24 protein-coding genes and 1 riboswitch are annotated in these 25,659 nt (G+C 66.0%); of the genes, 9 read left to right on the top strand and 15 right to left on the bottom strand.

Annotated features, from left to right (window positions below; genetic code table 11):
- Window positions 1–31 precede the first annotated feature (31 nt).
- The 3 genes from VGM20_09645 to VGM20_09635 are packed head-to-tail and all read right to left on the bottom strand — an operon-like array spanning window position 32 to window position 3,516.
- On the bottom strand, window positions 32–1,423 hold the full coding sequence (locus VGM20_09645; protein ID HEY4101127.1) for a dihydrolipoamide acetyltransferase family protein: 1,392 nt from the start codon (window positions 1,421–1,423) through the stop codon (window positions 32–34).
- A 22-nt stretch (window positions 1,424–1,445) separates the two neighbouring features.
- The gene (locus VGM20_09640; GenBank protein HEY4101126.1) at window positions 1,446–2,423 is read right to left on the bottom strand and encodes an alpha-ketoacid dehydrogenase subunit beta; all 978 of its coding nucleotides are present in this window, start codon (window positions 2,421–2,423) and stop codon (window positions 1,446–1,448) included.
- Window positions 2,416–3,516, bottom strand: coding sequence for a thiamine pyrophosphate-dependent dehydrogenase E1 component subunit alpha (locus VGM20_09635; GenBank protein ID HEY4101125.1), 1,101 nt, complete (start codon window positions 3,514–3,516; stop codon window positions 2,416–2,418). Before VGM20_09635 ends, VGM20_09640 begins: the two co-directional genes overlap by 8 nt.
- Window positions 3,517–3,673: 157 nt before the next feature.
- On the opposite strand from VGM20_09635, the gene VGM20_09630 reads away from it, so the two are divergent.
- Both VGM20_09630 and VGM20_09625 read left to right on the top strand, forming a co-directional pair.
- A complete protein-coding gene (locus VGM20_09630; protein ID HEY4101124.1) occupies window positions 3,674–4,027 on the top strand; it encodes a PadR family transcriptional regulator in 354 nt (117 codons plus the stop codon).
- Window positions 4,024–6,681, top strand: coding sequence for an ABC transporter permease (locus VGM20_09625; GenBank protein ID HEY4101123.1), 2,658 nt, complete (start codon window positions 4,024–4,026; stop codon window positions 6,679–6,681). Before VGM20_09630 ends, VGM20_09625 begins: the two co-directional genes overlap by 4 nt.
- 68 nt (window positions 6,682–6,749) lie before the next feature.
- Here VGM20_09625 and VGM20_09620 read toward each other — a convergent pair whose 3' ends face one another.
- Complete coding sequence (locus tag VGM20_09620; GenBank protein ID HEY4101122.1) at window positions 6,750–7,493, bottom strand: LytTR family DNA-binding domain-containing protein; 744 nt, start codon at window positions 7,491–7,493, stop codon at window positions 6,750–6,752.
- On the bottom strand, window positions 7,490–8,605 hold the full coding sequence (locus VGM20_09615; GenBank protein ID HEY4101121.1) for a sensor histidine kinase: 1,116 nt from the start codon (window positions 8,603–8,605) through the stop codon (window positions 7,490–7,492). The genes VGM20_09620 and VGM20_09615 overlap by 4 nt, the downstream gene beginning before the upstream one ends.
- 132 nt (window positions 8,606–8,737) lie before the next feature.
- Between VGM20_09615 and VGM20_09610 the strand changes: the two genes are divergently transcribed.
- Entirely contained in the window at window positions 8,738–9,202 is a 465-nt protein-coding gene (locus VGM20_09610) for a nuclear transport factor 2 family protein (protein HEY4101120.1), read from the top strand.
- Here VGM20_09610 and VGM20_09605 read toward each other — a convergent pair.
- Genes VGM20_09605 through VGM20_09595 form a run of 3 tightly spaced genes read right to left on the bottom strand, consistent with a single transcriptional unit; the run spans window position 9,199 to window position 12,616 of the window.
- Complete coding sequence (locus tag VGM20_09605; protein HEY4101119.1) at window positions 9,199–10,134, bottom strand: ABC transporter permease; 936 nt, start codon at window positions 10,132–10,134, stop codon at window positions 9,199–9,201. The genes VGM20_09610 and VGM20_09605 overlap by 4 nt on opposite strands.
- Window positions 10,131–11,108 (bottom strand): ABC transporter permease, encoded by a 978-nt coding sequence (locus VGM20_09600; GenBank protein HEY4101118.1) that lies wholly within the window; start codon window positions 11,106–11,108, stop codon window positions 10,131–10,133. The genes VGM20_09605 and VGM20_09600 overlap by 4 nt, the downstream gene beginning before the upstream one ends.
- Window positions 11,108–12,616, bottom strand: coding sequence for a peptide ABC transporter substrate-binding protein (locus VGM20_09595; GenBank protein HEY4101117.1), 1,509 nt, complete (start codon window positions 12,614–12,616; stop codon window positions 11,108–11,110). The genes VGM20_09600 and VGM20_09595 overlap by 1 nt, the downstream gene beginning before the upstream one ends.
- A gap of 419 nt (window positions 12,617–13,035) precedes the next feature.
- Window positions 13,036–13,127: riboswitch (cyclic di-GMP riboswitch) on the top strand.
- Between the two features lie 157 nt (window positions 13,128–13,284).
- Between VGM20_09595 and VGM20_09590 the strand changes: the two genes are divergently transcribed.
- Both VGM20_09590 and VGM20_09585 read left to right on the top strand, forming a co-directional pair.
- On the top strand, window positions 13,285–13,839 hold the full coding sequence (locus tag VGM20_09590) for a hypothetical protein (protein HEY4101116.1): 555 nt from the start codon (window positions 13,285–13,287) through the stop codon (window positions 13,837–13,839).
- A gap of 4 nt (window positions 13,840–13,843) precedes the next feature.
- Complete coding sequence (locus tag VGM20_09585; GenBank protein HEY4101115.1) at window positions 13,844–15,460, top strand: HD domain-containing phosphohydrolase; 1,617 nt, start codon at window positions 13,844–13,846, stop codon at window positions 15,458–15,460.
- A 28-nt stretch (window positions 15,461–15,488) separates the two neighbouring features.
- On the opposite strand, the gene VGM20_09580 is transcribed toward VGM20_09585, so the two are convergent.
- The 5 genes from VGM20_09580 to VGM20_09560 all read right to left on the bottom strand — a co-directional run bounded on the left by VGM20_09580 (window position 15,489) and on the right by VGM20_09560 (window position 19,444).
- The gene (locus VGM20_09580) at window positions 15,489–16,520 is read right to left on the bottom strand and encodes an inorganic phosphate transporter (protein HEY4101114.1); all 1,032 of its coding nucleotides are present in this window, start codon (window positions 16,518–16,520) and stop codon (window positions 15,489–15,491) included.
- A 3-nt stretch (window positions 16,521–16,523) separates the two neighbouring features.
- A complete protein-coding gene (locus VGM20_09575) occupies window positions 16,524–17,150 on the bottom strand; it encodes a DUF47 family protein (GenBank protein HEY4101113.1) in 627 nt (208 codons plus the stop codon).
- A gap of 15 nt (window positions 17,151–17,165) precedes the next feature.
- Complete coding sequence (locus VGM20_09570; protein HEY4101112.1) at window positions 17,166–17,456, bottom strand: hypothetical protein; 291 nt, start codon at window positions 17,454–17,456, stop codon at window positions 17,166–17,168.
- A 14-nt stretch (window positions 17,457–17,470) separates the two neighbouring features.
- Entirely contained in the window at window positions 17,471–18,748 is a 1,278-nt protein-coding gene (locus VGM20_09565; protein HEY4101111.1) for an inositol-3-phosphate synthase, read from the bottom strand.
- Between the two features lie 66 nt (window positions 18,749–18,814).
- Entirely contained in the window at window positions 18,815–19,444 is a 630-nt protein-coding gene (locus tag VGM20_09560) for a CDP-alcohol phosphatidyltransferase family protein (protein HEY4101110.1), read from the bottom strand.
- Between the two features lie 170 nt (window positions 19,445–19,614).
- Between VGM20_09560 and VGM20_09555 the strand changes: the two genes are divergently transcribed.
- Complete coding sequence (locus VGM20_09555; protein HEY4101109.1) at window positions 19,615–19,959, top strand: hypothetical protein; 345 nt, start codon at window positions 19,615–19,617, stop codon at window positions 19,957–19,959.
- A 29-nt stretch (window positions 19,960–19,988) separates the two neighbouring features.
- Here the strand turns inward: VGM20_09555 and VGM20_09550 are convergent, their stop codons facing one another.
- Window positions 19,989–21,242, bottom strand: a complete 1,254-nt coding sequence (locus VGM20_09550) for a DUF1343 domain-containing protein (protein HEY4101108.1) — start codon at window positions 21,240–21,242, stop codon at window positions 19,989–19,991.
- Here VGM20_09550 and VGM20_09545 point away from each other — a divergent pair.
- The 3 genes from VGM20_09545 (at window position 21,237) to VGM20_09535 (ending at window position 24,683) form a co-directional block, all read left to right on the top strand.
- Window positions 21,237–23,003 (top strand): glycoside hydrolase family 3 N-terminal domain-containing protein, encoded by a 1,767-nt coding sequence (locus tag VGM20_09545; GenBank protein ID HEY4101107.1) that lies wholly within the window; start codon window positions 21,237–21,239, stop codon window positions 23,001–23,003. The genes VGM20_09550 and VGM20_09545 overlap by 6 nt on opposite strands.
- A complete protein-coding gene (locus VGM20_09540) occupies window positions 23,000–24,199 on the top strand; it encodes a serine hydrolase domain-containing protein (protein HEY4101106.1) in 1,200 nt (399 codons plus the stop codon). The genes VGM20_09545 and VGM20_09540 overlap by 4 nt, the downstream gene beginning before the upstream one ends.
- A gap of 109 nt (window positions 24,200–24,308) precedes the next feature.
- Window positions 24,309–24,683: an iron-sulfur cluster assembly accessory protein gene (locus VGM20_09535; GenBank protein HEY4101105.1), complete on the top strand. Its 375-nt coding sequence runs from the start codon at window positions 24,309–24,311 to the stop codon at window positions 24,681–24,683.
- A 76-nt stretch (window positions 24,684–24,759) separates the two neighbouring features.
- On the opposite strand, the gene VGM20_09530 is transcribed toward VGM20_09535, so the two are convergent.
- Complete coding sequence (locus VGM20_09530) at window positions 24,760–25,524, bottom strand: AIM24 family protein (GenBank protein ID HEY4101104.1); 765 nt, start codon at window positions 25,522–25,524, stop codon at window positions 24,760–24,762.
- Window positions 25,525–25,659 lie beyond the last annotated feature (135 nt).

The raw sequence follows: 25,659 nt of genomic DNA, 5'->3' as shown, positions 1-25,659 counted from the left end.
CGTGCGACCTGCCTCACCTGCACCGCGCCAGCTACCCCTGATGCTCCGGGAAGGTGTGCAACGTCTTGCGAACATCCGCGAGGAATCGGTCGGCATCCGCACCGTCGACCACGCGATGATCGTACGCAAGGCAGAACATTCCCTTGGTGCGTACGCCGATCGTGTCGCTGCCGTCGGGAAGGGTCACCACCGACGGCCGCTTCTCGATCGCACCGACGGCGAGAATCGCGACCTGCGGCTGGTTGATCACCGGCGTGCCGACGTAGGTGCCGAAGCCACCCGGATTGGTGATGGTGAATGTCCCCTTCTGCACGTCGTCGGGATTGAGCCGCTTGCCCCGGGCGCGCTCGGCCAGATCCTGTACCGCGCGCGCGATGCCGAGCAGCGACAACTCGTCCGCGTGGCGAACCACCGGGACGATCAGGCCCCAGTCGAGCGCCACGGCGATGCCGAGATTGATGTCGCGGCGATAGATGGTATTGTCGCCGGACACCGCGGCGTTGACGATCGGATGCTTGCGGAGATTCTCCGCGATCGCCTTGGCGATGAATGCCAGGAACGTCAGGTTGACGCCGCGCTCGGCGTAGACGTCGCGATACCGCTTGCGGACCTGGGCCACGTGCGTGAAGTCGATTTCGATCAGCGAATTGACGTGCGCGGACACCCGGCGCGACATCACCATGTGGTCGGCGGTGAGCTTGCGAATCCTGCTCCACGGTTCGACGCGATCGCCCTCCCACGCCGCCACGGTCGCGCTGGCCGGGACGGAGACCGGTGCCGAGGGGGCGGCCGGTGCCACCGACGACGTGCTCATCGCCGCGGGTGCCAGGTCGGCAGCACGCGATGGCTCCGGAGCGGGCGCACCCGACTCGAGATAGCTCAGGACATCCTGTTTGGTCACCCGACCCGCCGATCCGCTTCCGGGAATCGCCCCGAGATCGAGGTGATGCTCTTCGACCATCTTGCGCACCAGCGGCGTTGATTTCCGCTTGAGGCGATCCTCCGCCGACTCGGTCCCCGCGGCTGGTTCTGGCGCGCTCGATGCTGCCGGTGCGGGTGCCGGCTTCGCGGCCGGTACCGGTGTCGCTGCCCTTGCCGGTGCCGGTTCCGGCGCCTTCGCCGGCGGTGCGGCGGGAGCCGGTGCACTCGTCGCCGGCGCGGAGGCCGCGGCCGCCGCGCCAGCTTCGGTCTCGATCCGCCCGACGATCGTCCCCACCGCGACGGTCTGCCCCTCGGTGACCAGGACTTCGGTCAGCACGCCGCCGTTCGGCGCAGGAATCTCTGCGTCGACCTTGTCGGTGGAGATCTCGAAGATCGGCTCGTCGCGCTTCACGGCGTCACCGACCTTCTTGAGCCACTTCGACATCGTTCCTTCGGCGATCGATTCGCCCATTTGCGGCATGATGACATCAATTCGCGCCACGTTGACTCCTGTTCGACTGCGTTCAGTAGGCGGCGAGCCAGCGGCTCGCGCGCACAATATCCGATGTTTGCGGGAGGACGAAATCCTCGAGCGGGGGCGCGTACGGCAACGGCACGTCGTGCGCGGCGACACGCCGCACCGGCGCGTCGAGCCACTCGAAGCAGAGCTCGTTGATCCGCGCAGTGATTTCGCCGGCGATGCCGCCGGTCACCGTGTCCTCATGCACCACGAGCACTCGATTGGTCTTCCGCACCGTGGCAACGATGGCATCGTCATCGAGCGGCAGCAAGGAGCGCAGATCGATTACCTCGACCGACAGGCCGTCCGACCGCTCCAGTTCCTCCGCTGCTTCCAGCGCCTTCCAGACCGTCGCCGCGTAGGTGATGATCGACAGATCGCGCCCTTCGCGGGCGACGCGGGCCTTCCCGAGCGGCACGACATGATCGCCGGACGGCATCGTCCCCTTGATCCGTCGATAGAGATACTTGTGCTCGAAGAAGAGCACGGGATCGTCGTCGCGGATCGCCGCCTTCAACATTCCCTTGGCGTCTTCGGCGGTCGACGGATAGGCGATCTTGAGACCGGGAGTGTGCAGAAACGCCGCTTCGGGATTCTGCGAGTGGAACGGCCCGCCCCGGACGTAGCCACCCGACGGACCGCGCACGACGATCGGGCAGGGCAACATCGCTCGGTAGCGCGCGGTCGCGACGTAGTTGGTCAGCATGTCGTATGCGCATGAGATGAAATCGATGAACTGCATCTCGCAGACCGGTCGCATGCCGTAGTGCGCGGCGCCCGCGGCAGCGCCGACGATCGCGGCTTCCGAAATCGGCGCGTCGATCACGCGTCCCTCGCCAAACCGGTCGAGGAGTCCGTCGGTCGCCTTGAACGCGCCGCCGTACCGGCCGATGTCCTCGCCGAGACAGAAGACGTTCGGGTCGCGTTCCATCTCTTCCAGCAATCCCTCGCGAATCGCCTCGACAAAGGTGATCTCAGCCATCGTGCGTCCCCCACGAGACCGGGCGCTCGTGCGCGGTCACCGCACTCGACGCCTCTCCGCGATACCAGAGCACGGGCATCTCCCCCGGATCGGCGTACACGCCGCGGAGCGCATCGGGGCCGTCGCACGGCGGGGCGGACTCCGCTTCGTCCGTCACGGCGTCGACGGTCGCGCGCACCTCGTCATCAATCGCCGCGAGTTCGGATGCGTCGAAACCGAATTCGTCGGCGAGGCGCGCCACATAGCGATCGACCGGATCGTTGGTCGCCGCCCATGTCTCGATTTCGCCGGGCGGGACGTAGCTCTGGGAGTCATGCTCCGCATGCCCCTTCCGGCGGTACGTCATCAACTCGAGGAGTGTCACGCCGCCACCGGCGCGAGCGTTGTCGACCGCGGCGCGGGTGACGCGATAGACCTCGAGGACGTCGTTTCCGTCGGCGCGCACGCCCGGCACGCCGTATCCCGCGGCCTTGTCGACAAGACGATCGGCGGCGGTCTGCCTGTTCGTCGGCGTGGAGTAGGCGTAGCCGTTGTTCTCGACCACGACGACGAGTGGACAGCGCTGCACTGCGGCGAAGTTGATTCCTTCGTGAAATGCACCGGTGCTCGTCGCGCCGTCGCCAACATAGACCAGGCCGACGCGCGGTTCGTTCCGCATCTTGAAGGTGAGCGTCACCCCGGCCATCACCGGGACCATGTCGCCGAGATGCGAGATCTGGCCCACGAAGTTGCGGTCGACCACGTCGCCGAAATGGATGTTGAGCTCCCGGCCGCGCGTCGGCGAATTCCCCTTGGCCATGTACTGGCGCAGGATCTCCAGCGGCTCCGCGCCCTTCACCAGCATCGATCCGAGATTGCGAATCAGCGGCGAGAGAACGTCGCGACGCTCCAGCGCGAAGGCGGAGCCGACGGCGCACGCCTCCTGGCCGAGTGACCGGAAGAGCCCGCCGACCACCTTGGTCTGCCGGTAGAGGGCGACCAGACGCTCCTCAAGCGTGCGGGTAAGCCGCATCCAGCGATAGAGCTCCAGCAGCTGTGCACGGGAAAGGCCGGCAGGTGGCGCGGTGTCGCGGGAAGAGGTCCGAACTGCCATGCTGAAAGCGCGCCTCGCAGTGGAATCGAGCAGGGGCGGAAACTTCGGTGTGGCACCGATTTAGGTCAAGCACGGCGGACCGGCGACCGCCGGTGGCAACCTTCCCGGTGGCGGCGGTGTCTATATACTCTCAAGGAGCAATTACCCTGGAGTCATCGTGCACCGGCCGCGCGTTCCCGAACTGAGCCCCCTCGAATTCCACGTCCTCCTGGCGCTCGCCGGGGCGCCGCTCTACGGCTACGCGATCCGGACCGCCGTGGCGGACGAGTCGTCGGGAACGCTCAACCCGCCGGCCGGCTCGCTGTACCGTGTGATCGGGCGGCTGATGGGGAACGGATTCGTGCGCGAAACGGCCGAGGATACAGATGTGCCGCGGCACCCCGGGCTGCCGCGAAAGTACTATACGCTGACCGCGACCGGTCGCCGGGCACTGGCGACCGAAGCGCATCGGCTCAGGCATGCGGCGCTCGTCGCCGAGAAGCGGTTGCGGATCGTGCCGGACCGGTCGTGAAACGAGTGCTGAGCTGGTGCAGCCGGATCCTCCCCGCCTGGTTCAGGCGGGAGTTCGGTGCGGAGATCATCGACCAGCTCGAACGCGACTTCGACGCCGCCCGGCGCCGCGGGCCGTTCGCCACCGCCCGTTACACCATGTCCGCCATTGGTGACCTGATCGGAACGTCCGTTGCCGAGCGATGGAACCCGACAGTCACGGCGCACGCCATCGTCGATCCCGAGAGAGAAGGAGTGCAACACATGCTCAGCGAATGGACCGGCGACCTCCGCCATGCCGCGCGTTCTCTCCGGCGGTCGCCGGGGTTTGCGGTCGTCGCGATCGCCACGCTCGGGCTCGCCATCGGCGTCAACGCGGGGATGTTCAGCGTCGTTGACGCGGTCCTGTTGCGGTCGTTGCCGTACCCGCACCCCGATCGCCTGGTGTATGTCGCGGCCTCGGCGCCGGGAACGGAGATGCCCGCCGAATTCGGCGTCAGCCGCGAGTTCTATCTCCAGTATCGCGAACGATCCCATCTCCTCCAGGATGTCGCGCTCTACAATTCCTTCACGAACTCACTTCGCGTCGGCGACCGGGTGGAGCGCGTCCGCATGTCGTGGCCCACCTACACCTTGTTTTCCACGCTCGGCGTGAAACCGATTCTCGGCCGGCTTCCGGTCGCGGACGATGAGTCGCGGGTCTTCGTGATCTCGTACGCGCTCTGGCAGTCGTGGTTCGGCGGCGATCGGAGCGTCATCGGCCGGTCGTACGAAGTCGGCGGAGGGATGCGCACGATCATCGGCGTGATGGGCCCGGACTTCCGGTTCCCCGTCGACGGTACGATGCTGTGGATCTCAAGCGCGCCCGGACTGGCCGACGTCGACCCCGGACACTTCGGCGAGGGGATGGTCGCGCGGATGAAGCCCGGCGTCACCACCGCCGCGCTGACGAACGAACTCAACACCTTGGCGCAAGGCCTCCCGCAGCGCTTCGGCGGATCCGCCAACTACGCCCGGACCATCGCGCGGCACCGGGCAGTCGTGCGCACCTTGCGTGATCAACTTGTCGGCGGCATCGAGACGCCGCTGCTGGTCCTCTTTGGTGCCGTGGGAATCGTGCTGCTGATCGCGTGTGCCAATGTGGCGAATCTATTCACCGTGCGCGCCGAAGGGCGGCTGCGCGAGCTGGCTGTCCGTCGTGCCATCGGCGCCCGCCGTGGACAGTTGATCCGGATGCAGATGGCCGAGGCCGTGGTGATCGCGATCGTCGCGGGAGGCGTTGCAGCCACGCTTGCGAAAGTCTCGCTACCGCTCTTTGTGCGCGCGGCTCCCGCCGACGTCCCCCGGCTCGGCGATGCAGGACTCGGCGTGGTGGTGGTCGGGTTCGTCGTGGCAGTCACCTTCATCACGGCAATTGCGTGCGGACTGATCCCGGCGATTCGCGGGTCCGCGCCCGACCTGCGGCGCCTGCGCCAGGGCGGACGAGGATCGACGCATCAGCGGCCGTGGGTGCGTGACGGCCTCGTTGTGGCGCAGACGGCGCTGGCGCTCGTGCTGCTGATCGGGTCCGGGCTCCTGCTGCGGAGCTTCGAGCGGTTGCGGCGCGTCAATCCCGGATACGACACCCACGACACCTTCACCTTCCAGATCGCGCCGGACCGCCCGTCGCTTAAGGACGGTCCCACCTTCGCGCGGTTCGACCTCGCCTTCATGGATCGACTGCGCGCGCTCCCCGGCGTGCAATCGGTCGGTCTGATCGAAAACGTTCCGCTTGACGAGAACACCGACGAAACGCGATTCCGCTCCGACCGCAGCGCGGAGGCTTCGGCCGAGCTTCATTACAACTTCACCGCCGGCGACTATTTCAAGACAATGAAGATCAAGGTGCTCTCGGGGCGATCGTTCACCGACGACGAGAGCCTGACGTGGCGCGGGAATGCGATGGTGAGCCGGGCGGCCGCCACAGCGCTCTGGCCGGGGCTCAATCCGATCGGACGGCGACTGCAGATGGGCGGCGACACCACCTGGTTCACGGTGATCGGCGTGGTCGCCGACGTGATGCAGGACGATTTCCGGCAGCGGCCGAATCCGGTGGTGTACTTCCCGATCGTCGGTCCCACCGATACCAGCTGGGCGGAATCGTCGCCGGGGTACGTGATCCGGACCACGCGCGCGGAGAAGATCGCACCGGAAGTCCGCGCGATCGTCCATGACATCGCCCCCGAGGCGCCGATGTACCGCATCTATACCATGGCGGGACTCGCGCAGCGGTCGATGGTCGATCTCTCGTTCACGATGCTCACGCTGGCGATCGCCGCCGTGCTCGCGTTGATCCTCGGCATTGTCGGCCTGTACGGCGTGCTCTCCTACGTGGTGGCGCAACGCACCCGCGAGATCGGCGTGCGCATGGCGCTCGGTGCCGACGCCGCGCAGGTCAGGCGGATGGTCGTCGCGCAGGGGGCGCGCGTGGTCGGCGCCGGCATCGTCCTCGGGCTGCTCGGCGCGGCGCTCTCGACACAGGCGCTCCGCTCATTGCTGTTCGGCGTGACCGCGATCGACGTGACGACGTTTGCCGGGATGTCGGCACTCCTGATCGGCGTCGGCATCGTTGCGAGCTATCTGCCGGCGCGGCGGGCGTCAGCTGTCGATCCGATCGAGTCGCTGCGGGGGGAATGAATCCGCGGCATTCCCGCGGTGAGGCACGTTCGGCGCGTCGACGCGCTCCGCGAACGGTTGCGACCCTGTCACCGGAGGAGCGCGCGGACTCTCGGAGAATAGGTCTGGCTGGAGGTCAGCTTCGTCCCGTCGTGCAAGATCAGCCGATATTCTCCCCGCTCCGTCGGCTCGATCCGGGCGATGCGATCGATGCGCACGATCACTGACCGGTGGATCCGGACAAAACGATCAGCCGGGAGTCTGGATTCCAGGGCGGTCATCGTGTCGCGCACCAGGTGCAGGCGGCCGCCCGCATGCAGGCGGACATAGTTCGACGCAGCGTCGACCCATTCGACATCGCCTGCCGGCACGAAGTACATGTGTCCGGGCGCCCGCACCAGGAATCGTTCGGGATACCGGCGATCAGGATGAAGCGCAGCGAGGATCGCGCGCACGTCGGAGAGCGCGAGGTGGCGGCTCGCGGCACGATCGATCGCCTGACCAAGCCGGTCGGCGTCGAACGGTTTCATCAGGTAGTCCACGGCACCGACCTCGAACGCGCGCACGGCATGATCACCGAACGCGGTGACGAAAATCACCGCCGGGAGATGGTCCTCTGCTTCGAGCGCCGCCAGTACGTCGAAGCCGTCGAGTTCCGGCATCCTGATGTCGAGCAGCACCACGTCAGGGGCGTGCTGCGCAATCGCCAGCGCCGCCTCCACACCGTCCCGGCATTCAGCGACGATGACACAATCGGTCCGCGCGGCGAGAAGCGACCGGATCCGCTCACGCGCCAGCGGTTCATCGTCAGCCACCACGAGACGGAGCGTCATCGCCCACCGGGGAGCAGCACAGGCTGATCGTGCCACGGCAGGACAACGCGGGCGATCGTGCCATCGGCCGAGCGCTCGAGCGTCAATGCCTGCGATGCCCCGTACAATTGTTCGAGCCGTGCCCTGGTATTCCGCAGACCGACGCCGGTGCCGTTGGTCGGACCGCCCGCGGCGCCCGGGCCGTCATCCCGCACCGTCAGTTCGAGTACGTCGCCACGCCGAGTTGCCGAGATCGTCACCGAGCCGTCGCCGCGCCGGTGCGCGATCCCGTGTTCGAGCGCGTTTTCCACCAGCGGCTGCAGGATCAGCCGGGGCACCAGGCCGCGACGCGCCTCGGCGTCGGCCTCCACCACGATCGTGAGCCGGTCGCTGAAACGCGCCAGCATCAGCTCGAGGTAACGCGCGGTCAGCGTGAGCTCGTCGTCGAGGGTGGTTTCCCAGGCGTTGTCGCGGCGCAGCGATTCGCGCAGCAGGTCGCCGAGCTGGATGATCATCCGATCGGCGGCGGCGACGTCGCGGTGCATCAACGTGGCGACGGCGTTGAGCGCGTTGAAGAGAAAATGCGGCTGCAGCTGCGCACCAAGCGCTTCGAGCCGCCGCTCCGTCAGCTGCGCCTGCAGCGCCATGTGCTGGTATTCCTGCTGCTGCAGGCGACGCCTGAACTCGGTCGCCTGGATCACCGCGATCACCGCCCAGAAGATGATCAACTCGATCAGGGCATTGCCGGCGAGGAGATGCGCGAACGACGTCGACGTGCCCGGGACGATCCACTGCGCGATCGGCATGAAGAGCAGGTACTTGAGCACCACGAAGACTGCGCTGGCGGCAAAGAGCAGCGCCACTGCACCGCCCCATCGCGTCGCCGTCACCGGCACGCGCCGGCTCAGCCACACGAATGCCGGGATGAAAAGCGCACAGGTGTACCAGTCCGCCAGCCGCAGGACGACAAGGCGTCCCCATGGCATCGCCGGTGCACCGGGCGGCATCGTCAGCGCCGCCTGCACGATCGAAAGGCCGGCGAGCGCGGTCCAGATCAGCAGCACGGTGAGCACCACTCGCGTGGTTCGCCAGCCGGTCGCGACGGGTCGCGCCTCACCGATCGGAACATTCATGCGACGAGAATATAGGGCGCGGATCGCCTCGTTTCCTCGGGTTCGTCCCGCGGCGCGTTGCATTCGTCCCTCCGGCCTTGTTCGGCTCCGGCACGTTCGTGATCGTGGGGGCAACCTCTTCCAGGATGCCCGATGCACCTCGTTCGCCTTTCCATCATTGCCATCGCCTGCACTGCCGTCGTCACCGCGCGGCCGGTGATGGCCCAGAGCGCCACCGACAGCGCCGGCATCCACGCGGCCGCGATGAACTATATCGAAGGATGGTATAGCGGCGATGCCGACCGCATGGCGCGGGCGCTGCACCCCGAACTCGCCAAGCGGATGGTCATGACCGACGCGAAAACCGGCCACAGCATGCTCAATCAGATGAGCGCGATGACGCTGATCAACAACACCCGGGCGGGTGGCGGATCAGCGACCCCGGCGGCCGCACAACGGAAGGACTTCCACATCCTCGACATCTACAACGGCGCGGCGGTGGCGCGGGTCGACGCGTCGACCTGGGTGGACTTCCTGCAGCTGGCCCGGTGGAACGGAGAATGGAAGATCGTCAACGTGCTCTGGGAGCTCCGGTCCGCTCCCGCAGCGACCCGCTAGCCGATCGATCCGGAGGGATCACTCCGCCGCGGGTCGAGCGCCTGCTCCAGCGCATCGCCGACCGTGTTGAAGGCCATGACCGACAACGCCACGGCGATTCCGGGAATGAGGGTAGTCCACGGTGCGATCATGAGCTGATCGCGTCCGTCGGCGATCAGGTTGCCCCAGCTCGCGGCGGGCGGCTGCACGCCGACGCCAAGGAACGACAGGGCCGCTTCGAGCAGCATCACGTTGCCGATCCCCAGCGCTGCCGAGACGATCATCGGCGCGGCAGCGTTGGGGGTGACGTCGCGCAACATCACCCGGAGCGGCGACGCCCCCGCGGCGCGCGACGCCTCCACGAACGGCGCGTCGCGCAGGGCAAGGACCTCGGATCGCACCAGGCGAGAGGTCGCGAACCAGCCGGTCAGTCCGAGCAGCAGCACCAGCGGCCCGAGCGCCAGGCCGCTCCACAGCGCCGTGACGACCAGCACCAGAAAGATCCGCGGGACGGCGAGCCCGACATCGACGAGCCGCATCAGGACACCGTCGATGCCGCGCCGGAAGTAGCCGGCCACCACGCCAATGGTCCCGCCGGCGATCACCGCGACTACCATCGCGAAGACGCCGACTCCAAGCGATACCCGGGCGCCGTAGAGCATCCGGCTGTACACGTCTCGCGAATAGGAATCGGTACCGAATGGATGCGTCCATGACGGCGCCTGATTGACCAGCGCGACAATATCGAGTTGCCGCGAGGGTCGAAACGGCGCCAGCCACGGCGCCACGATCGCCGCGACCGCGAGGATCACCAGCCAACGCACCGCGACCCGCGTCATCGCGTCCGAGAGGCAGTGCCGTACCGCTGCGTTCCCGCGGCGGCGGCAGCGTTCGACGACACCCGTCGCGAAAAGCAGGACCACGGCGAGCGCGACCCAGTGCGCAAGCGTCATGCGGTCGCGTCGCGGATTCGCGGATCGGCGACAGCGTAGCAGCAATCCGCCATGAGGTTGCCGACAACGACCATCACGGTGGCGAGCAGTGTCGCCGCCATGACCACCGGATAGTCACGGGTCGCGATCGCGTCGGCAGCAAGCTTTCCCATCCCCGGCCACGCGAAGACCGATTCAACGACAACGGCGCCGGTGAGCAGCACCGGGAATGCCAATCCCGCGAGCGTGATGTACGGAAGCAATGCATTGCGGATCACATGGGCCCAGAGGATTCGGTGAGGCCGGACGCCCTGGGCTCGCGCACTTTGGACAAACTCCGCTCGCGTCGCGGCGATCACGGCGGGTCGCTCGAAGCGCGCGGTCGCTGCCGCACCGATCAGGCCGAGCGTCAGTGCCGGCAGGAGGAGATGCCGGAGCCGATCGACGATTCGGCCGACGGCGCCGAACGACGCGTGCATCGCGGGGTCGACGATGCCGCCCACCGGCAGCCAGTGCAGCCGCTCGCCAAAGACGAGGAGGAGGACGAGGCCGAGCCAGAAGGTCGGCATCGAATAGAACAGGAGCGTCACCTGCGTCAACGCACGATCGCGCGCCGAGCCGGCGTGGGTCCCCTGATAGACACTGAGGACAAGACCGAGGATGAATTCGATCGCCAGTGCCGCGCCGGCGAGGAGCAGCGTGTTGGGAATGGCGTCAACGAGCATCGCCGCAACCGGCCGTCTGGCGCTGAACGATTCGCCAAGTTCACCGTGCGCCAGCGCGGCGAGATACCGACCGTATTGCACCGGGATCGGCTGATCGAGTCCGAAGCGAGCCTGCAAGCGCGCCACCGCCGCTGCATCGAGCGGGGGGCGATCGCCCCGCGGCATGAACGGGGTGCCCGGCGCGAGATGGACCGCGGTGAAGACCAGCGTCAGCACGGCAAGCAGCGTGGCCGCGGCCGAGACGATCCGCCGCGCCAGCCAGTGCGGCATCACTGCTCCGCGCGATCGCGGGCTGTGAGGCGAGCGGGCGGGATCTCCCAGTGGCGCAGGTCGCCGCCCCAGTAGTCGGGCCGCAGCGAGACGTTGGTGACGCGGCCATCCACCGCGGCGACGTTGTCGAGCGCCGCCAACATCACGGCCGGCGCATCCGTCGCCAGCAGCGTCAGCGCATCGTGCCAGGCGGCGCGGGAACTATCGGGCGACATCGCCGCGCGCGCCCGCGCCACCGCACGATCGAATGCGGGATTGCTGTAACCGCCGAAGTTGCCGGGACCGCCGGTCACCCACGCATCGGCGAGGTTGGAGGTCGGGCTCGGATCAGTGTTCCACGATTCGATCGCCGCGTCGAAGTGACCCGATCGTTCCCGATCCTGCATCGTCGCGGCCTCCATCTGGTCGATCGCGACGTCGACTCCCACGACGCTCAACTCCTCCTGGATCAACTGCGCGTATGCCTTCCGCATCCCGCTCGAACTCGGCACGGCGAGGTGGATCGCGAGGCGGGTGCCATTGCGGACTCGGATCCCGTCTGGTCCGGTGATCCATCCCCGACTCTCGAGCATGCGGTCCGCCTGCGCCGTGTCGAAGGGAGGGACCGGGAGATCGTCGAACCAGAGGTCCTTCCACATCTCCGACAGCGGCCCTGGCGGCACTCGCGCGTGGCCGCGGAAGATGTTCTCGGCCATCCGGGTCCGGTCGGTGGCAAGAACCAGCGCGCGCCGGACGACCGGATCGCCAAGAATCGGGTGCGGTCGCGTCCGATCGCCGTTGGCTCGAAGGTTGAACGTCATCAGCGAGTAGACCGACCCCGGATACGGGTACAGCTTCAACTGGTTCGCCGCCTCTGCGCGAGCGATGTTGTCGGGCGTGGCGAGGACCTGAATCGCATCAGCGTCACCGGCGACGACCTGGGTGACGGCGACGGAGAGATCGGGAGTGAAGCGCCAGATCAGCCGGCGCAGATGCGGCCGGCCGAGATAGAAGGTGGAGTCCGCGACGAGTTCAACGCTCTGCCCCGTAGTCCAGTGCGCCAGCCGATACGGTCCGTCGCCAATTGGTGCGCGGCCGAACCAGGTTGAACGCCAGTTCGCTCGCGGGATCGAATCGAGGACGTGCTTCGGCAGGATCCGCATCTGGTAGACGGCGTCGAAAAACATCTCGGGATACGGATGGTCGAAGGTGAAGACCGCCGTCGCCGAGTCGCGGGCCTGGACCGAACGAATGTGCGAGAGACCTTCGCGATACGGCGAGTCGACCGCACTGTCAGCGTAGCCCGCAAAGGTGAAGGCGACGTCCGCCGCAGAGACGCGAGGGCCGTCAGTCCAGTGAGCGCGGGGATCGAGGTGGAACGCGATCGTGACGGGAGTCAGCCATTCCCACCGTGCAGCGAGAGCTGGTTGAAAGCCGTGGTCACTGACCGTATTACCGTCGGGTCCGATCTCCGCCAATTTGAGAAAGAGTTGATCAAAAATGTCGCGGTCTAGCGCCTCATCAGTCATGACCGGAAGGAGAGTCGTCGGCTCTCCCGGTGCCGCGATGACCAGGGTCCCGCAGTAGTCTCCGCTACACGTTTCGCGGGCGTGCGGCGCGCATGACGAGACGACAACTGTGCAAATCATCGACAGTCTTGCAGACCAACAGATCGGGTAGCGACGATTGGGCATGGTATGTAACCTGATGGGCACAAACGATGCCGAGCCGCCACACTTTGTTGCCGTCGTCCATCAAATGGTTGCTGCAGCGTTGCAGTTGATCTGCAATTACGCTCTCGAATAGAGACTTTTTCGTAGCACTTTGCACCAAAACGTCAATACTTTCTCGACAGTTGATCTCATCAAGAGACCAGGACGAAGCCGCGGCATACCCTTTGCCTCTCCTTTCGATCGCCTGAATTGCGGGCAAGTGGTCAAAACTGATTCACTCGATACAGCACACCCGGAGTGATCCGGGGTCGCAAAACCGAAGGTCTCGCACCGCCACGGGCGGAAGGCGAGATGGCTAGGTGCCGAAGGTGGACCAGGGTCGCGAGACAGCGGTGTCTCCCCTCGGTTCTCGGAGTGGAGGTACCGCGTTTCTGCGTCGTGGAGTCGGCGAGCAGGAGACACGGAGCGCGATGCCTCGGAAGTCTGACTGGTCACGACTAACCACAAGTGGAAGGAGCAGGTCGATGTTCCGCACCCCCGTTCGTTTCGCGACTGCACTCGCCGCCGTGATGTTGGCCGGCTGCGGCGGCTCGCTGCCGACGGCGCCGTCCGCGCCCGAATCGCAGACCACCACCACGGCTCCGAAGCCGAGCGAGAACCTGACGCTCTCGCTGCCGCTGCCGACGCTGCACCTCCCCGGGCCGCTCACGTCGCTGGGATGCGCGCTGTCGGGCAGCATCAGTGTCGACATCGGGCCGAACGGTGGCACCGTCACGCTCGGCGCGACGTCGCTCGTCATCCCGAAGCACGCCCTGTCGCAGCTGACGCACATCGTCGCCCTTCCCTCGCTCATCGGGAAGACGATCACCGTCCAGTACTTCCCTGAAGGACTGAAATTCGCCTCGGACGCACCGCCGACACTGACGTTCAACACCGACTGTCTCGGCAACCCGGCGAATGCGCAGGTCGTCTACACCGACGATTTCGGCAACATCCTCGAGCGGCTCCCGACCTCGCGGACCTCGCACACCATTTCGGCCCAGATCCATCACTTCTCGCGCTACGCGGTGGCCTGGTAACGGAATGCGGCTCATAGGCACGGCGGCGCGCCCTGCAGGATCGGCGGCGGATCTTCTCCGCGACGCCAAGGGACACGACCGTGCCGGCCGGGTGACGGAAGCAATCCGTGGGTACGATTCCGTCATCCGGGTCGGGCAGGAGAGCGGCGAACTCGAGATCGTGGCCGAAGCCTATCGGTGCCTGAGCGTCCTGCATCACCGCCGCAACCAGCCGGCACTCGCCCGGTCGCTCTGCCAGGCGAGTCACAAGCTTGCCGCGCAACTCGGCAATCAGCTCCTCGTGGCGCAGGCGCTGAATGCCCGGGCCAGCATGGCCTTCGAGAACGGCGACATGGCGGACGCGCGCACCTGGTACGCGGACGCGCTTGCCGCCGGCAGCGGCGATTCCGCCCTCGTGGCTCGGATCGAGCAGAATCTCGGCATCCTCAACAACATCGAAGGTGACTACGCCAGCGCATTGACGCATTACGAGCACTCACTCGACGCGTACCAGCGGGCGGGGGATGAGAACGGACGTGCGCTGGCGCATCACAACCTCGGGATGCTCAACGCCGACCGAAAGCAATGGGACACGGCCGACGGTCATTTCCGGCAGAGCTTCGACCTCGCTCAACGGACCGATGACGTCCACCTGCAGGGGCTCTGCCTCCTCAATCATGCCGAGGTGCATCTCGCCCGATGCCTGTACGACGACGCGAAGACCAGCGCCGAAGCGGCGCTCAAGCTCTTCGACAAGGTCGAAGCGGAACTCGACAAGGCTGACGCGTACCGGATGCTCGGCGTCATGTATCGCGAAACGGGGCGGCCGGTCCTCGCCGAAGCGCGGCTTCAGGCAGCACTCGATCTGGCGCGGCGTACCGGGTCGGTCCTGAGCGAGGCGGAAGCCACGCGTGAGATGGCGGTGCTCTGCCAGGCGCAGAACCGCAACATCGAAGCACTGACGCAGCTGCACGCGGCGCATCAGCTCTTTTCGCGCCTCAATGCGCGCACCGACGCGGTCGACGTCAACGGCAAGCGCGAGGAACTGGAAAACACCTATCTCCAGGTGCTTCGCAACTGGGGCCAGTCGATCGAATCAGCCGACACCTACACATACGGTCATTGCGAGCGCGTCGCGACCTATGCGACCGCCGTGGCTCGGGCGCTTGGCCTCGACGACGTGCAGCAGACAACGATCCGGCTCGGCGCGTACCTGCACGACGTCGGCAAGGTGAAGGTCCCGCATGAAATCCTCAACAAGCCGGGGCAGCTGAGCCGTTCGGAATTCAAGATCATCGCGATGCACCCCGTGTGGGGGATCGAGATGCTCGAAGAAGTCGAATTCCCCTGGGACATCAAGCCGATCATCCGCTGGCATCATGAGAAGTACGATGGCACCGGCTATCCCGACCGCCTCGAAGGCGACAACATTCCGGTGACGGCGCAGATCGTCGGCGTCGCCGATGTGTGGGACGCGCTCACGTCGGCGCGCAGCTATCGCCCGGCGCTCGATCGGGAGACGGCGCTCGGGATCATGGCGAAGAGCCAGGGGCATTGGCGCCCGGACGTCTATCAGGCGTTCATGCGCGCGGCCGAGACGATGGGAACCGCGGAGATGTGGGTCGAGGAAGCCGCCGCGTAGCATCCAGACGTCCGCCACGCAACGACGGTTATTTCGGCAGGATCTCGAAGACGATCGCCGCGATCAGAGCGGCGGCAGGGATCGTGAGAATCCACGCCCAGACGATCTGACTCGCCACATTCCACCGGACGGCCGCGGCGCGCTTCGACGCCCCGACGCCGACGATCGCGCCGGTGATGGTGTGCGTGGTGCTTACGGGCACGCCCAAATGCGAGGCGAAGAGCACCGTCGCTGCACCGCCAGTTTCCGCGCAGAATCCGTCGAAGGGACGAAGCTTGGTAATCCGCGTCCCCATCGTCCGCACGATGCGCCAACCGCCCATCGCCGTCCCCGCCGCGATGGCACCATAGCAGATCACCACGACCCAGACCGGTATGCCGTCGGAATTGGTGACATGCAGCTTGTGCAACACGCCGCGCTGACCCACGAAGAGTTCCTGCGATGCGACCAGAAGTCCGACGATGATCCCCATCGTCTTCTGCGCGTCGTTGGAGCCGTGGCTGAACGAATAGAGTCCCGCCGAGAGGAGCTGCAGCCTGCGGAAGAGATGCTCCATCTTCCGGCCGTTCTGCTTCCAGAGCGACCATGACAGCACGATGGAGAGCGTCAGTCCGAGGACCATGCCGAGCAGCGGCGAGACGACGATCCCGAGGATCGGCTTGATCCATCCGGCGACGATGATCGCGCTGAAGCCGGCCTTGGCGAGCGCGGCGCCGGCGTAGCCCCCCATGAGCGCGTGCGATGACGAGCTCGGCAGGCCGAGCCACCAGGTGATGAGGTTCCATCCGATCGCGCCGAGGAGGGCCGAGAACACCAGCGTCGGAGAGACGATGTTCGGGTTGATCAGGCCGTGAGCGAACGTCTGCGCCACGGCGGTCCCGACAACGAATGCGGCCAGAAAGTTGAACGTCGCGGCCCAGAGTACCGCCCACCTCGGCGACAGCACGCGCGTGGCGACGACGGTGGCGATCGAGTTGGCGCTGTCGTGGAAACCGTTGCTGAAATCGAAGAGGAGCGCCACAACGATGACCAGCAGGACGAAGGTCAGGTTGTGATCCATCGGTCACCCATGCTTGATGGTGACCGACTCGAGGACGTTGGCGGCGTCTTCGGCGCTGTCGAGCGTCTTCTCGAGCGTGTCGTACAACTCCTTCCAGGTGATCACCGTGATCGGATCGTGCCGGTCTTCGAAAAGTCGGCCGAGCCAGAGATAGTAGAGCGCGTCGCCTTCCTCTTCGAACTTCTTGATCTCACGGCACGCCGCGAGCACCGTATCGGACGACCCATCCTTGAGCGCCTCGACCGCGATGAGCACCTTCTGCGTGGTACGGTGAATCGCATCGCACATCAGCAGCGCTCCCTCGGGCACCTCGGCCACGCGGAAGATCCGCGTGAGGCGTGCCGTGCTGTCGATCCGATCCATGATGTCATCGAGGCGGGAGGCGAGGAGATGGATATCCTCGGGATCGAACGGCGTGATGAAGGTGCGGTCGAGACGGGTGACGATTGAATGGGTGATATCGTCGGCGTCGTGTTCGACGCGCTTGATCGCCTCCACCAGTTGCCAGCGATCGTCGTCTTCACGCCGGAAGAGTTCGGCGAGGTGACGCGACCCGTCCACCGACGTCTTCGCCAGTGACGTGAAGAGGTCGAAGAAGCGTTCATCGCGCGGAAGGAGTCGAAGGGCCATGATGTCTCCGGACGATCAGTAGTCGCCGCGGAGTTCGTGCGTCGGCTCGTCGACGACGTGCACGGTCCCGAGGAAATGCTTGGCGTACTTGTCGAGCTCACTCTCACCGGGCTGATCGGTGGCCACCGTGACCAGCGTGTAGTGGCCGCCTTCGGGCCGCGCCGTCACCGTCACGCTGCCGAGCGAGCCGGCGAACGCCCGGTGCCGGGGCGCTTCCCCCGACGGCGTGAGGCGCGCGCCAAACCACGACGCGGCCTTCGCCATCACGAGATCGGGCGCAGCATGCGCCCGATGGAAGTATTTCATCAACCGCTCCCTTCCTACTCGGCGTCCTGCGGGTAGTCCTGGCCGAGATGGGTGATGACATCCTCACCCATCATCCAGCGCAGCGTGTTCTTGAGCTTGGTCTGCTGGATGAAGAGGTCGTGTTCGGGATAGAGGCCGGGCGTCGCCTGCGGACTCTTGAAGTAGAACGACAGCCACTCCTGCACACCGCTCATCCCGGCGCGCTGCGCCAGGTCGAAGAAGAGCGCAAGATCGAGGACCAGCGGCGCGGCGAGGATCGAATCGCGACAGAGGAAATCGACCTTGATCTGCATCGGGTAGCCGCACCACCCGAAGATGTCGATGTTGTCCCATCCCTCCTTGTTGTCGCCGCGCGGCGGATAGTAGTTGATCCGCACCTTGTGGAAGAGATTGCCGTACAGTTCGGGATGAAGCTTCGGCTGCAGGATGAACTCGAGGACGCCGAGCTTGGACTCTTCCTTGGTCTTGAACGACTCGGGATCGTCGAGGACTTCGCCGTCGCGATTGCCGAGAATGTTGGTGGAGTACCAGCCGGCGACGCCGAGCATCCGCGCCTTGAACATCGGCGCGAGCACGGTCTTGATCATCGTCTGGCCGGTCTTGAAATCCTTCCCGCCGATGGCGAGCCCCTTGTCGCGCGCCAGTTGGGTGATCGCCCCGATGTCGCAGGTGAGATTGGGCGCGCCGTTGGCGAACGGCACCCCTTCCATCAGCGCGGCCCAGGCGTAGAGCATTGAAGGCGCGATCGACGGATCGTTGGCCTCCATCGCCGCTTCGAACGCAGCCAGCGTTTCATGGGTCGCGCCTGGGACGATGAAGATCTCGGTCGAGGCGCACCAGACCATGACGCAGCGCGACACGCCGCTCTTCTCCTTGAAGTCGCGGATGTCCTTGCGCAGTTGTTCGGCGAGGTCGCGCTTGTTCTTGCCCTTCTTGACGTTGGTTCCCTCAAGGCGCTTGACGTACGCCTGATCGAACGCCGCGGGCATCGGTTTGATCCCCTCGAGGAACGCCCGAATCGGCTCGACATGATCGTGCTTGTCGAAGACGCCGCAGTGCAGGCACGAGCGATATGCGTCATCAGGAACCGGATCCCACGCCGCAAACACCAGATCGTCCAGCTTGGCGAGCGGGACGAAGTCACGAATCAGCGGCGCGCGGTTGTCGGTGCGCTTGCCGAGGCGAATCGTCGCCATCTGCGTGAGCGAACCGTACGGTTTCGCGAGGCCGCGCCGCGTGAGTTCGACCCCGGCGATGAAGGTGGAGGCCACGGCGCCGAGGCCGACGCACATGACACCGAGCTTGCCATTCGCAGCTGCAACCGTCCGACGTTCAGAATTCCCCACAGGTACTCCCAGTTACGTGATATCGGCCGCGATCGCCTGCCGGCGCACGTGCACGAATCGTTGAACGACCGTCACCAGCGACAGCACGGTCAGGATAGTGAGCACCACAGTAATCGGAACTGCGTGCCAATTGGAGCCGAAGACGATCGTGGTCAGACCCAGTCCCAGGATGCGCTCGGCCCGTTGCGCGATCCCGACCTTGCCATCCATGCCGAGGCTCTCCGCCCGCGCCCGCATGTAGGACACCAGCAGCGACGAGAGAATCCCGAGGAGACAGGCGATGATCGAGAGCTCGCGCAGCGAGATGTCGCGCGCATAGATCATCCACGACGCCAGGCCGACGAAGAGCGCCCCGTCACCCATCCGATCGAGGGTGGAGTCGTAGAACGCCCCCCACTTGGTCGTTCGCTGACCGAGCCTGGCGACTGATCCGTCGAGAGTGTCGAGGATCCCGGAGGCGAGGAGCAGTCCCCCGCCCCAGTGCATGTGTCCATAACCGTAGGCCACTGCGGAGAGCGCGATCAGCAGGGCGCCAACGGTGGTGATGGAATTGGGGGTAATCCCGCTGCGCAGCAGTGCCCGCACCAGCGGCGCCGTCCCGCGGTGATATGCGCTGATCGCCCCGCTGACCAGTTCTGTCACGCGCCCCCTACAGGTGGTTGCTGCGCGGGGCCCGAGGGCTCGCCAAGGCAGCGGGAAGGAGCCGAAAAACTAACCGCCGGAGGGGGGTGGGGCAACGTGAAAGCGTGTCAGTTTGACCGGCGGCGCGGGCCGCGCGAAACAGTCGCCGGCGGGAATTCGTCGATGGGAGGATGAAATCATTCGCCCCCGCTGTCGTTCCGTCGATCCTCGCGCTCGGTATCGGCGTCTTTGCGGTGTCGGTGGATCTCCATAACGACGAGGTCCAGGCCACCGTCCTCGTGCTGGTGGTGAGCTCGTTCGTCCTTGGCTTGGGGTGGCCCCGGGGCGCGTGGCGGCGGGCCTTGATCCTGGGGCTCATGATTCCGATCGGCGATTACGTCCTGCCGCGGCTCGGGCTCCTCGCAACGCCTCAGCCATTCAACGCCGGCGCCTTCGTGGCGTTGATCCCCGCGGCAATCGGTACCGGCGCAGGAATCCTGCTGCGACGGTTCGTGACGATGGAAGAAGAGGGCTGAGGCCCTATGGTATTGGCTACTACAGCAACCTATTCCTGCAGTTCGCCCGGGTAGAGAAGGAACGGCGCCGCACGGTGGCGATACGCGGTGAGCCCCTCCCGCCAGGAGGCGATAATCGCCTGGGCCGACTCACCGCGGAGGAGCGCCTGGCGGAGCGTGGGGCCACCGGCGAGCCGATCGAATGATCCGCCAATCGCGACCTTGTCAGGATAAACTCGCTCGAGAATCGCCAGGAGGTTGACTATCGCCGTCACCGGCCGGAACGTCTTCGGATCGGTGATGACGAGCCGAATGCCGTTGACTTCTGTTTCGGCAAACTTGCCATCGCCCGGCGCATGCGGCCGAAACACGACGCCGCGAAACTCGACGCCGGCGAGATGCACGTTCCGGATCGCGCCCAGAACGACAGCGGTATCGAGCCATGGGGCGCCGAACTGGAGAAAGGCCGCGTCAGTTCCCCGCCCCACGGAGAGCGACGTCCCTTCAACGAGACAGAGCCCGGGATACGCTCGCACCGCCATGAGAGTCTGCAGGTTGGGGCTCGGCGCGCGAAACGGAAGACCGGTCTCGTCGAAGCCGATTGATCGGCGCCACCCAGCCACGGGAACGACGGTTAGCGCTGCGGGTACATGAAGATCAGACATTGCGAGCCGCGACTCCTCGCCGAGCGTCAGGCCATGGCGGATCGGCACGGCGATCCGGCCCACCATGGAGGCAAAGGCGGTATCGAGAATGTTGCCCTCAATGACATCGCCCAGCGGATTGGGGCGATCGAGTATCACGACGGGAATGTGATGCGCCGCCGCGGCTTGCAACACGCCGACGGTGGTCGCAAGGTAGCTGTAGTAGCGAGCGCCGACGTCGGGGAGGTCGACAAGGAGGAGATCAATGCCGCGCAGCATCGAGTCGGTGGGCGCGGTGGTCCGACCGTAGAGTGAGTAAATTGGCGTGCCGGTGCCGGAGTCGGTCTGCGAGTTGACGCGGGCCCCTGGCGCCGCGGATTCAGTCAGCCCATGCTCGGGGGCAAAGAGGGCAACCAGCGTGAGTCCGGCGCCCCGGATGCGGCTGATGTCGCTCACGCCGCGCGCGTCGACCGCGGCGACGTTGGTGACCAGGCCCAATCGCTTGCCGCGGACGAGGTGCAACGAGTCGGTGAGGAGGACGTCGATTCCGGGGCGCACCGCAGGATGCTGCGGCACCGGCGCCGCGCTGGCGGACGGACCGCATCCGGCGAGCGCGGCAATGACCAACCACCCGAAGTGCCTGAAGCGAGTGCAATGCATCGATCTCTCATCCTCATTGGGCTGGCGTCGCTGATCGTATCGTGCGGGCACCCGGCACCCGCCGTCGCTCCGGCACCGGCCGTGCCGAGTCCGGTCCTGCGTGCCGCCGCATCGCCCACGGACGAAGCGCGCGTCCAGCATCTGCTCGACTCACTCCCGCTGCGCGACAAGATCGCCCAGCTGGTGATGCCGTGGATCACCGGCACCTACGAGCCGATCGACGGTGCCGAGATGAAGCAGGCGCTCATGTGGGTCGACTCGCTGCACGTGGGCGGGACCATCATGTCGGTCGGATCGCCCACCGAGATTGCAGCGAAGTTGAATGCCTTGCAGCGCGCCGCGCCACTCCCCCTCCTGGTCGCAAGCGATCTCGAAGGGGGGACGACGCTCCGGTTCGTGGGCGGGACGCCGTTCCCGACCCAGATGGGCGTCGGTGCCGGCGGCCGGGAGGACGACGCGTATCAGATGGGGCGGATCACCGCCCTGGAGGGGCGTGCGGTTGGGATTCACGTGGCGTTCGCGCCGGTGGCCGACGTCAACAGCAATCCCGACAATCCGATCATCAACACGCGATCGTTCGGCGGCGACCCGAAGATGGTCGCCCGCTTTGTCGCCGCGACGATCCGCGGGATCCGCGACAACGGCATGTTCGCCACCGCCAAGCATTTCCCCGGGCATGGCGACACCGAGACCGATTCGCATCTCTCCCTCCCGACGATCACCGCCGGGTGGACGCGGTTCGACACACTGGAGCTGGTGCCGTTCCGCGCGGCGATCGCGGCTGGCGTCGACGCGGTGATGTCGGCGCACATCGCGCTCCCCGCGCTCGACCCCGGCGAGCATCGACCGGGGACGCTCGCGCCGCCGATCCTCACCGGAATTCTCCGCGACTCGCTGCACTTCAACGGCCTCGTCACCACCGACGCGCTCAACATGGGGGCGATCGTGAAGGAAGTCGGCGCCGATGAAGCGCCGGTCCTCGCCTTCCTCGCCGGCTCCGATCTGCTGCTGATGCCGTCCGACGTGGGCCGCGCGATCAGCTCGATGGAACGTGCGGTCAACAGCGGACGGATCCCGATGAGCCGGATCAATGAATCGGCGCGCCGGGTGCTCGAAATGAAGGCGCGCCTCGGGCTCTTCGAACAGCGCGAGGTCGATCTCAACCATGTCTCGTCAGTCGTTGACCGGGCCGAATTCCGCGCCACGGGCGAAGCAGTGACGCAGCGGTCAATCACATTGCTCAAGGATTCGCTCGGGATGGTGGATGCGATGCGCGGCGCCGCGCAATCGATCTGCCTCGTGAGCATGGCGGACAACGGTGTCGCCCTCGGCGCAACACTGACGACCGAGTTGCGACGCAAGGGCTTCACTGTCCGCGGCGTCACGCTGCCGCTCCTCGCCGACTCGGCGACGCGCGATTCGGTGCTCCGCCTGGTGAATCAATCGACCACGGTGGTCATCGCCGCGGCGGTCAAGGTCACATCGGGCAAGGGGACGATCGCGCTTCCCGAGGGTGCAGCGCAGACGATCGACACCATCGCCGCGCATCATCCGACGCTGCTGATTTCGTTCGGGTCACCGTACCTGATCTCGCAGGTCCCGGCGGTGCAGGCGTACCTGCTGGCGTGGACCGCGAACCCGACCAGCGAAATGGCGGTCGCACGCGCGCTCACCGGACAGGCACCGATCAGCGGAAAATCGCCGATCGTGATCCCGCCGTCGTGGCCGATCGGTACCGGCGTGCAGCGCGGCGCGCCGTGACCCGAAACCGCCTGCTGCCGCTGGTGCTGGCGGCCGGTGCGTGTGGCCGCGCGACCCCGCTTCCCCGAACCGATCCGATTCCGGTCAGCGCGTCGCTCGCGGCCGAGCTCGAGCCGGCGGCCCGGACGCTCGATTCGGCGATTGCCGCGGGTGCGGCGCCGGGAGCGGTGCTCGCCGTGTCGTATCGCGGCGCGCATTTCGAGCACGCGATCGGGCAGCTCGGAGTGGATGACCCACGTCCGCCGGATGGACGCACCCTGTACGACATGGCATCGCTGACCAAGGTGATCGCGACCACGACGCTGGCAATGATGGCAGTCGAAGAGCATCGCATCGCGCTTGATTCGCCAGTGGTGCACTACCTCCCTGCATTCGCACTGGGAAAGGGAGAGAAGCGCGCCGTCACAGTGCGCAATCTGCTGCTGCACGATGCCGGGTTTCCCGCGGACCCTGTCCCACCGCTCTGGATGGGTCCGCGCGGCCGAGATGGAGCGATCGCGCGGGCGCTCGCGGCAAACCTCGATACGGTACCGGGAGCGAGATACGTCTACTCCGATCTCAGCGCGATCACGCTCGCGGCCATTCTCGAGTCGGTGTATCACGAACGGCTCGACCGGCTCTTCGCCGAGCGGGTGACCGGTCCGCTGGGACTGCCGCGGATGCGATTTCTCCCGCCGGGAGCGTGGCGCGACAACATCGCGCCGACCGAGATCGAGAAGTTGCCATTTCGCGGCGACTCGGCGCTTCGCGGAACGGTGCATGACGAGAACGCCTGGTGGCTCGACGGAGTCTCCGGTCACGCCGGACTCTTCAGCGACGCCGACGACGCGCTGCGCTTTGGTGAGTGGGCGCTGGCCGGCTCCCTCGGCGAGCATGTCACGGGCACGCTGCAGCCGCCGGCGGAGTTTGCCAGCTGGACGGTCCGGCAGAACCAGCCAGCGGGATCGTCCCGGGCGATCGGGTGGGACACGCCCTCGGGGATTTCGTCGGCTGGTCACTACATGTCGGCGCGGAGCTTCGGCCACACCGGGTTCACCGGGACGTCGATCTGGATCGACCCGGAGCACCAGGTCGTGATCGTCCTGCTGACCAATCGGGTGAATCCGACGCGGAATACGCCGAAATTCGGCCAGATTCGTGGAGTGGTGGCCGATGCGGTGATGCGATCGCTCTTTCCCGATATCCAGCCGCGATAGGTGGCCGTTCCGCGCCCGGGAACAGCGGCGCCTCCGGAGGCGTTCGCAGATTGACCGTGGTTGTGGGTCCGGCCTATCTTGCTTGGGTATCTCCTTGTGGGAGTTGATGATGAGTGACACGGCACTGACCGTCCAGGCGCTTCCCGATGGCTTCGTCCTGAACTTGACCGACGCCGCCGCGGCCGAGGTGCAGAAGTTCATCGTTGCCGAAAAGGTCCCCGCCGAAACCGGTGGCCTCAGGATTTCGGTACTCCCGGGCGGCTGTTCGGGGTTCAAGTACTCGCTCAACATCGAGGACAAGAGCGCCGACGACGACATGACGGCGGAGCTCAACGGGGTGCGAGTCTTCGTCGACGCGTTCTCGGCGCAGTATCTCGCGGGCGTGACGATCGATTACGTCACGGCGATGCAAGGGAGCGGATTTACCTTCAGCAATCCCAATGCGACCGGTGGCTGCGGGTGCGGGAGCAGCTTCACCGCCTGACCGCTGAGAATCGGTGACACGAAGGAAAAGGGGAGCTCTGTCGAGCTCCCCTTTGGTTTTCCCCCTGGCGGTCGAATCAGTCGCGACTCAATGCGCCGATGATCCCGCCGGCGAGTCCGGCGAGCCCGACGTTTGGGGAGGAGTCACCGCCGCCTTCGCCGTAATGCACGTACATCGATTGCAGCGCCACGCGACCGGGACCGGTGAACCGGTTCATCACGATATTCGCGCCGGCGAGGAGGCCGGTCGAGAGCCGCTGCATCACCGTTTCCATCCGCACGCTCGGATCCTTGTAGAGCCAGCCACCTGGTTCAACATCGATCGCCTCCCCCGGCTCAAGATTCTTCTCGAAAATGTTGCCGTACCCGTGCAGCCAGAGGATTCCCTCGCCGCGCGTGAGATGGAATTTGTCGATGAAGAAGCCGGTGCCGCCGACGAGCATGTTGGCGATCCCCTTCACCCGCTCGAAGGTGTAGTCGACGTTGCCGGTCGCGGCGAGAAACTGATGTTCGCGGACGTGCACTTCGCTGCCGCTCCCCATGTGAATGGCGGCGATGTGACCGACGCCGTCGCGCGAGAAGGCGATCTGCCCGGGCCCGGTCGCTTCGGTGATGAAGATCTGCATCCCGGCGATCATCCGCTTGAGCGCCCCCTTCATCGGCCGCACCGTGATCTGCAGCGCGGGATGCTTCCAGAGGAGGATGTGGTGCTCGAAGAAGATCGACTGTCCGGCGTCGAGCTCGACCGTGAGCGCGGGGACGAGCTCGCCATCGAGATGATAGGTGATACCGGCGTGGATCTGCTCGGTCTTGCTGGTGGCCAGCAGGTACGGCCGCTCCATCATTGCTCCGGCATGAGGGTTGACCAGTATATAATGCCCTTCTCCCGGTCCCGCGGGCGAATGCCCCCCCGAACGACGTGGAGCAGCACTGAACCCGATCGATCTCGCGGTCATCGTCGTCTATTTCGTCATCAC

It is taken from the genome of Gemmatimonadales bacterium, from assembly GCA_036500345.1.
Classification (GTDB): Bacteria; Gemmatimonadota; Gemmatimonadetes; order Gemmatimonadales; family GWC2-71-9; genus Palsa-1233.
This window is presented reverse-complemented; position numbering and strand designations above follow the sequence as displayed.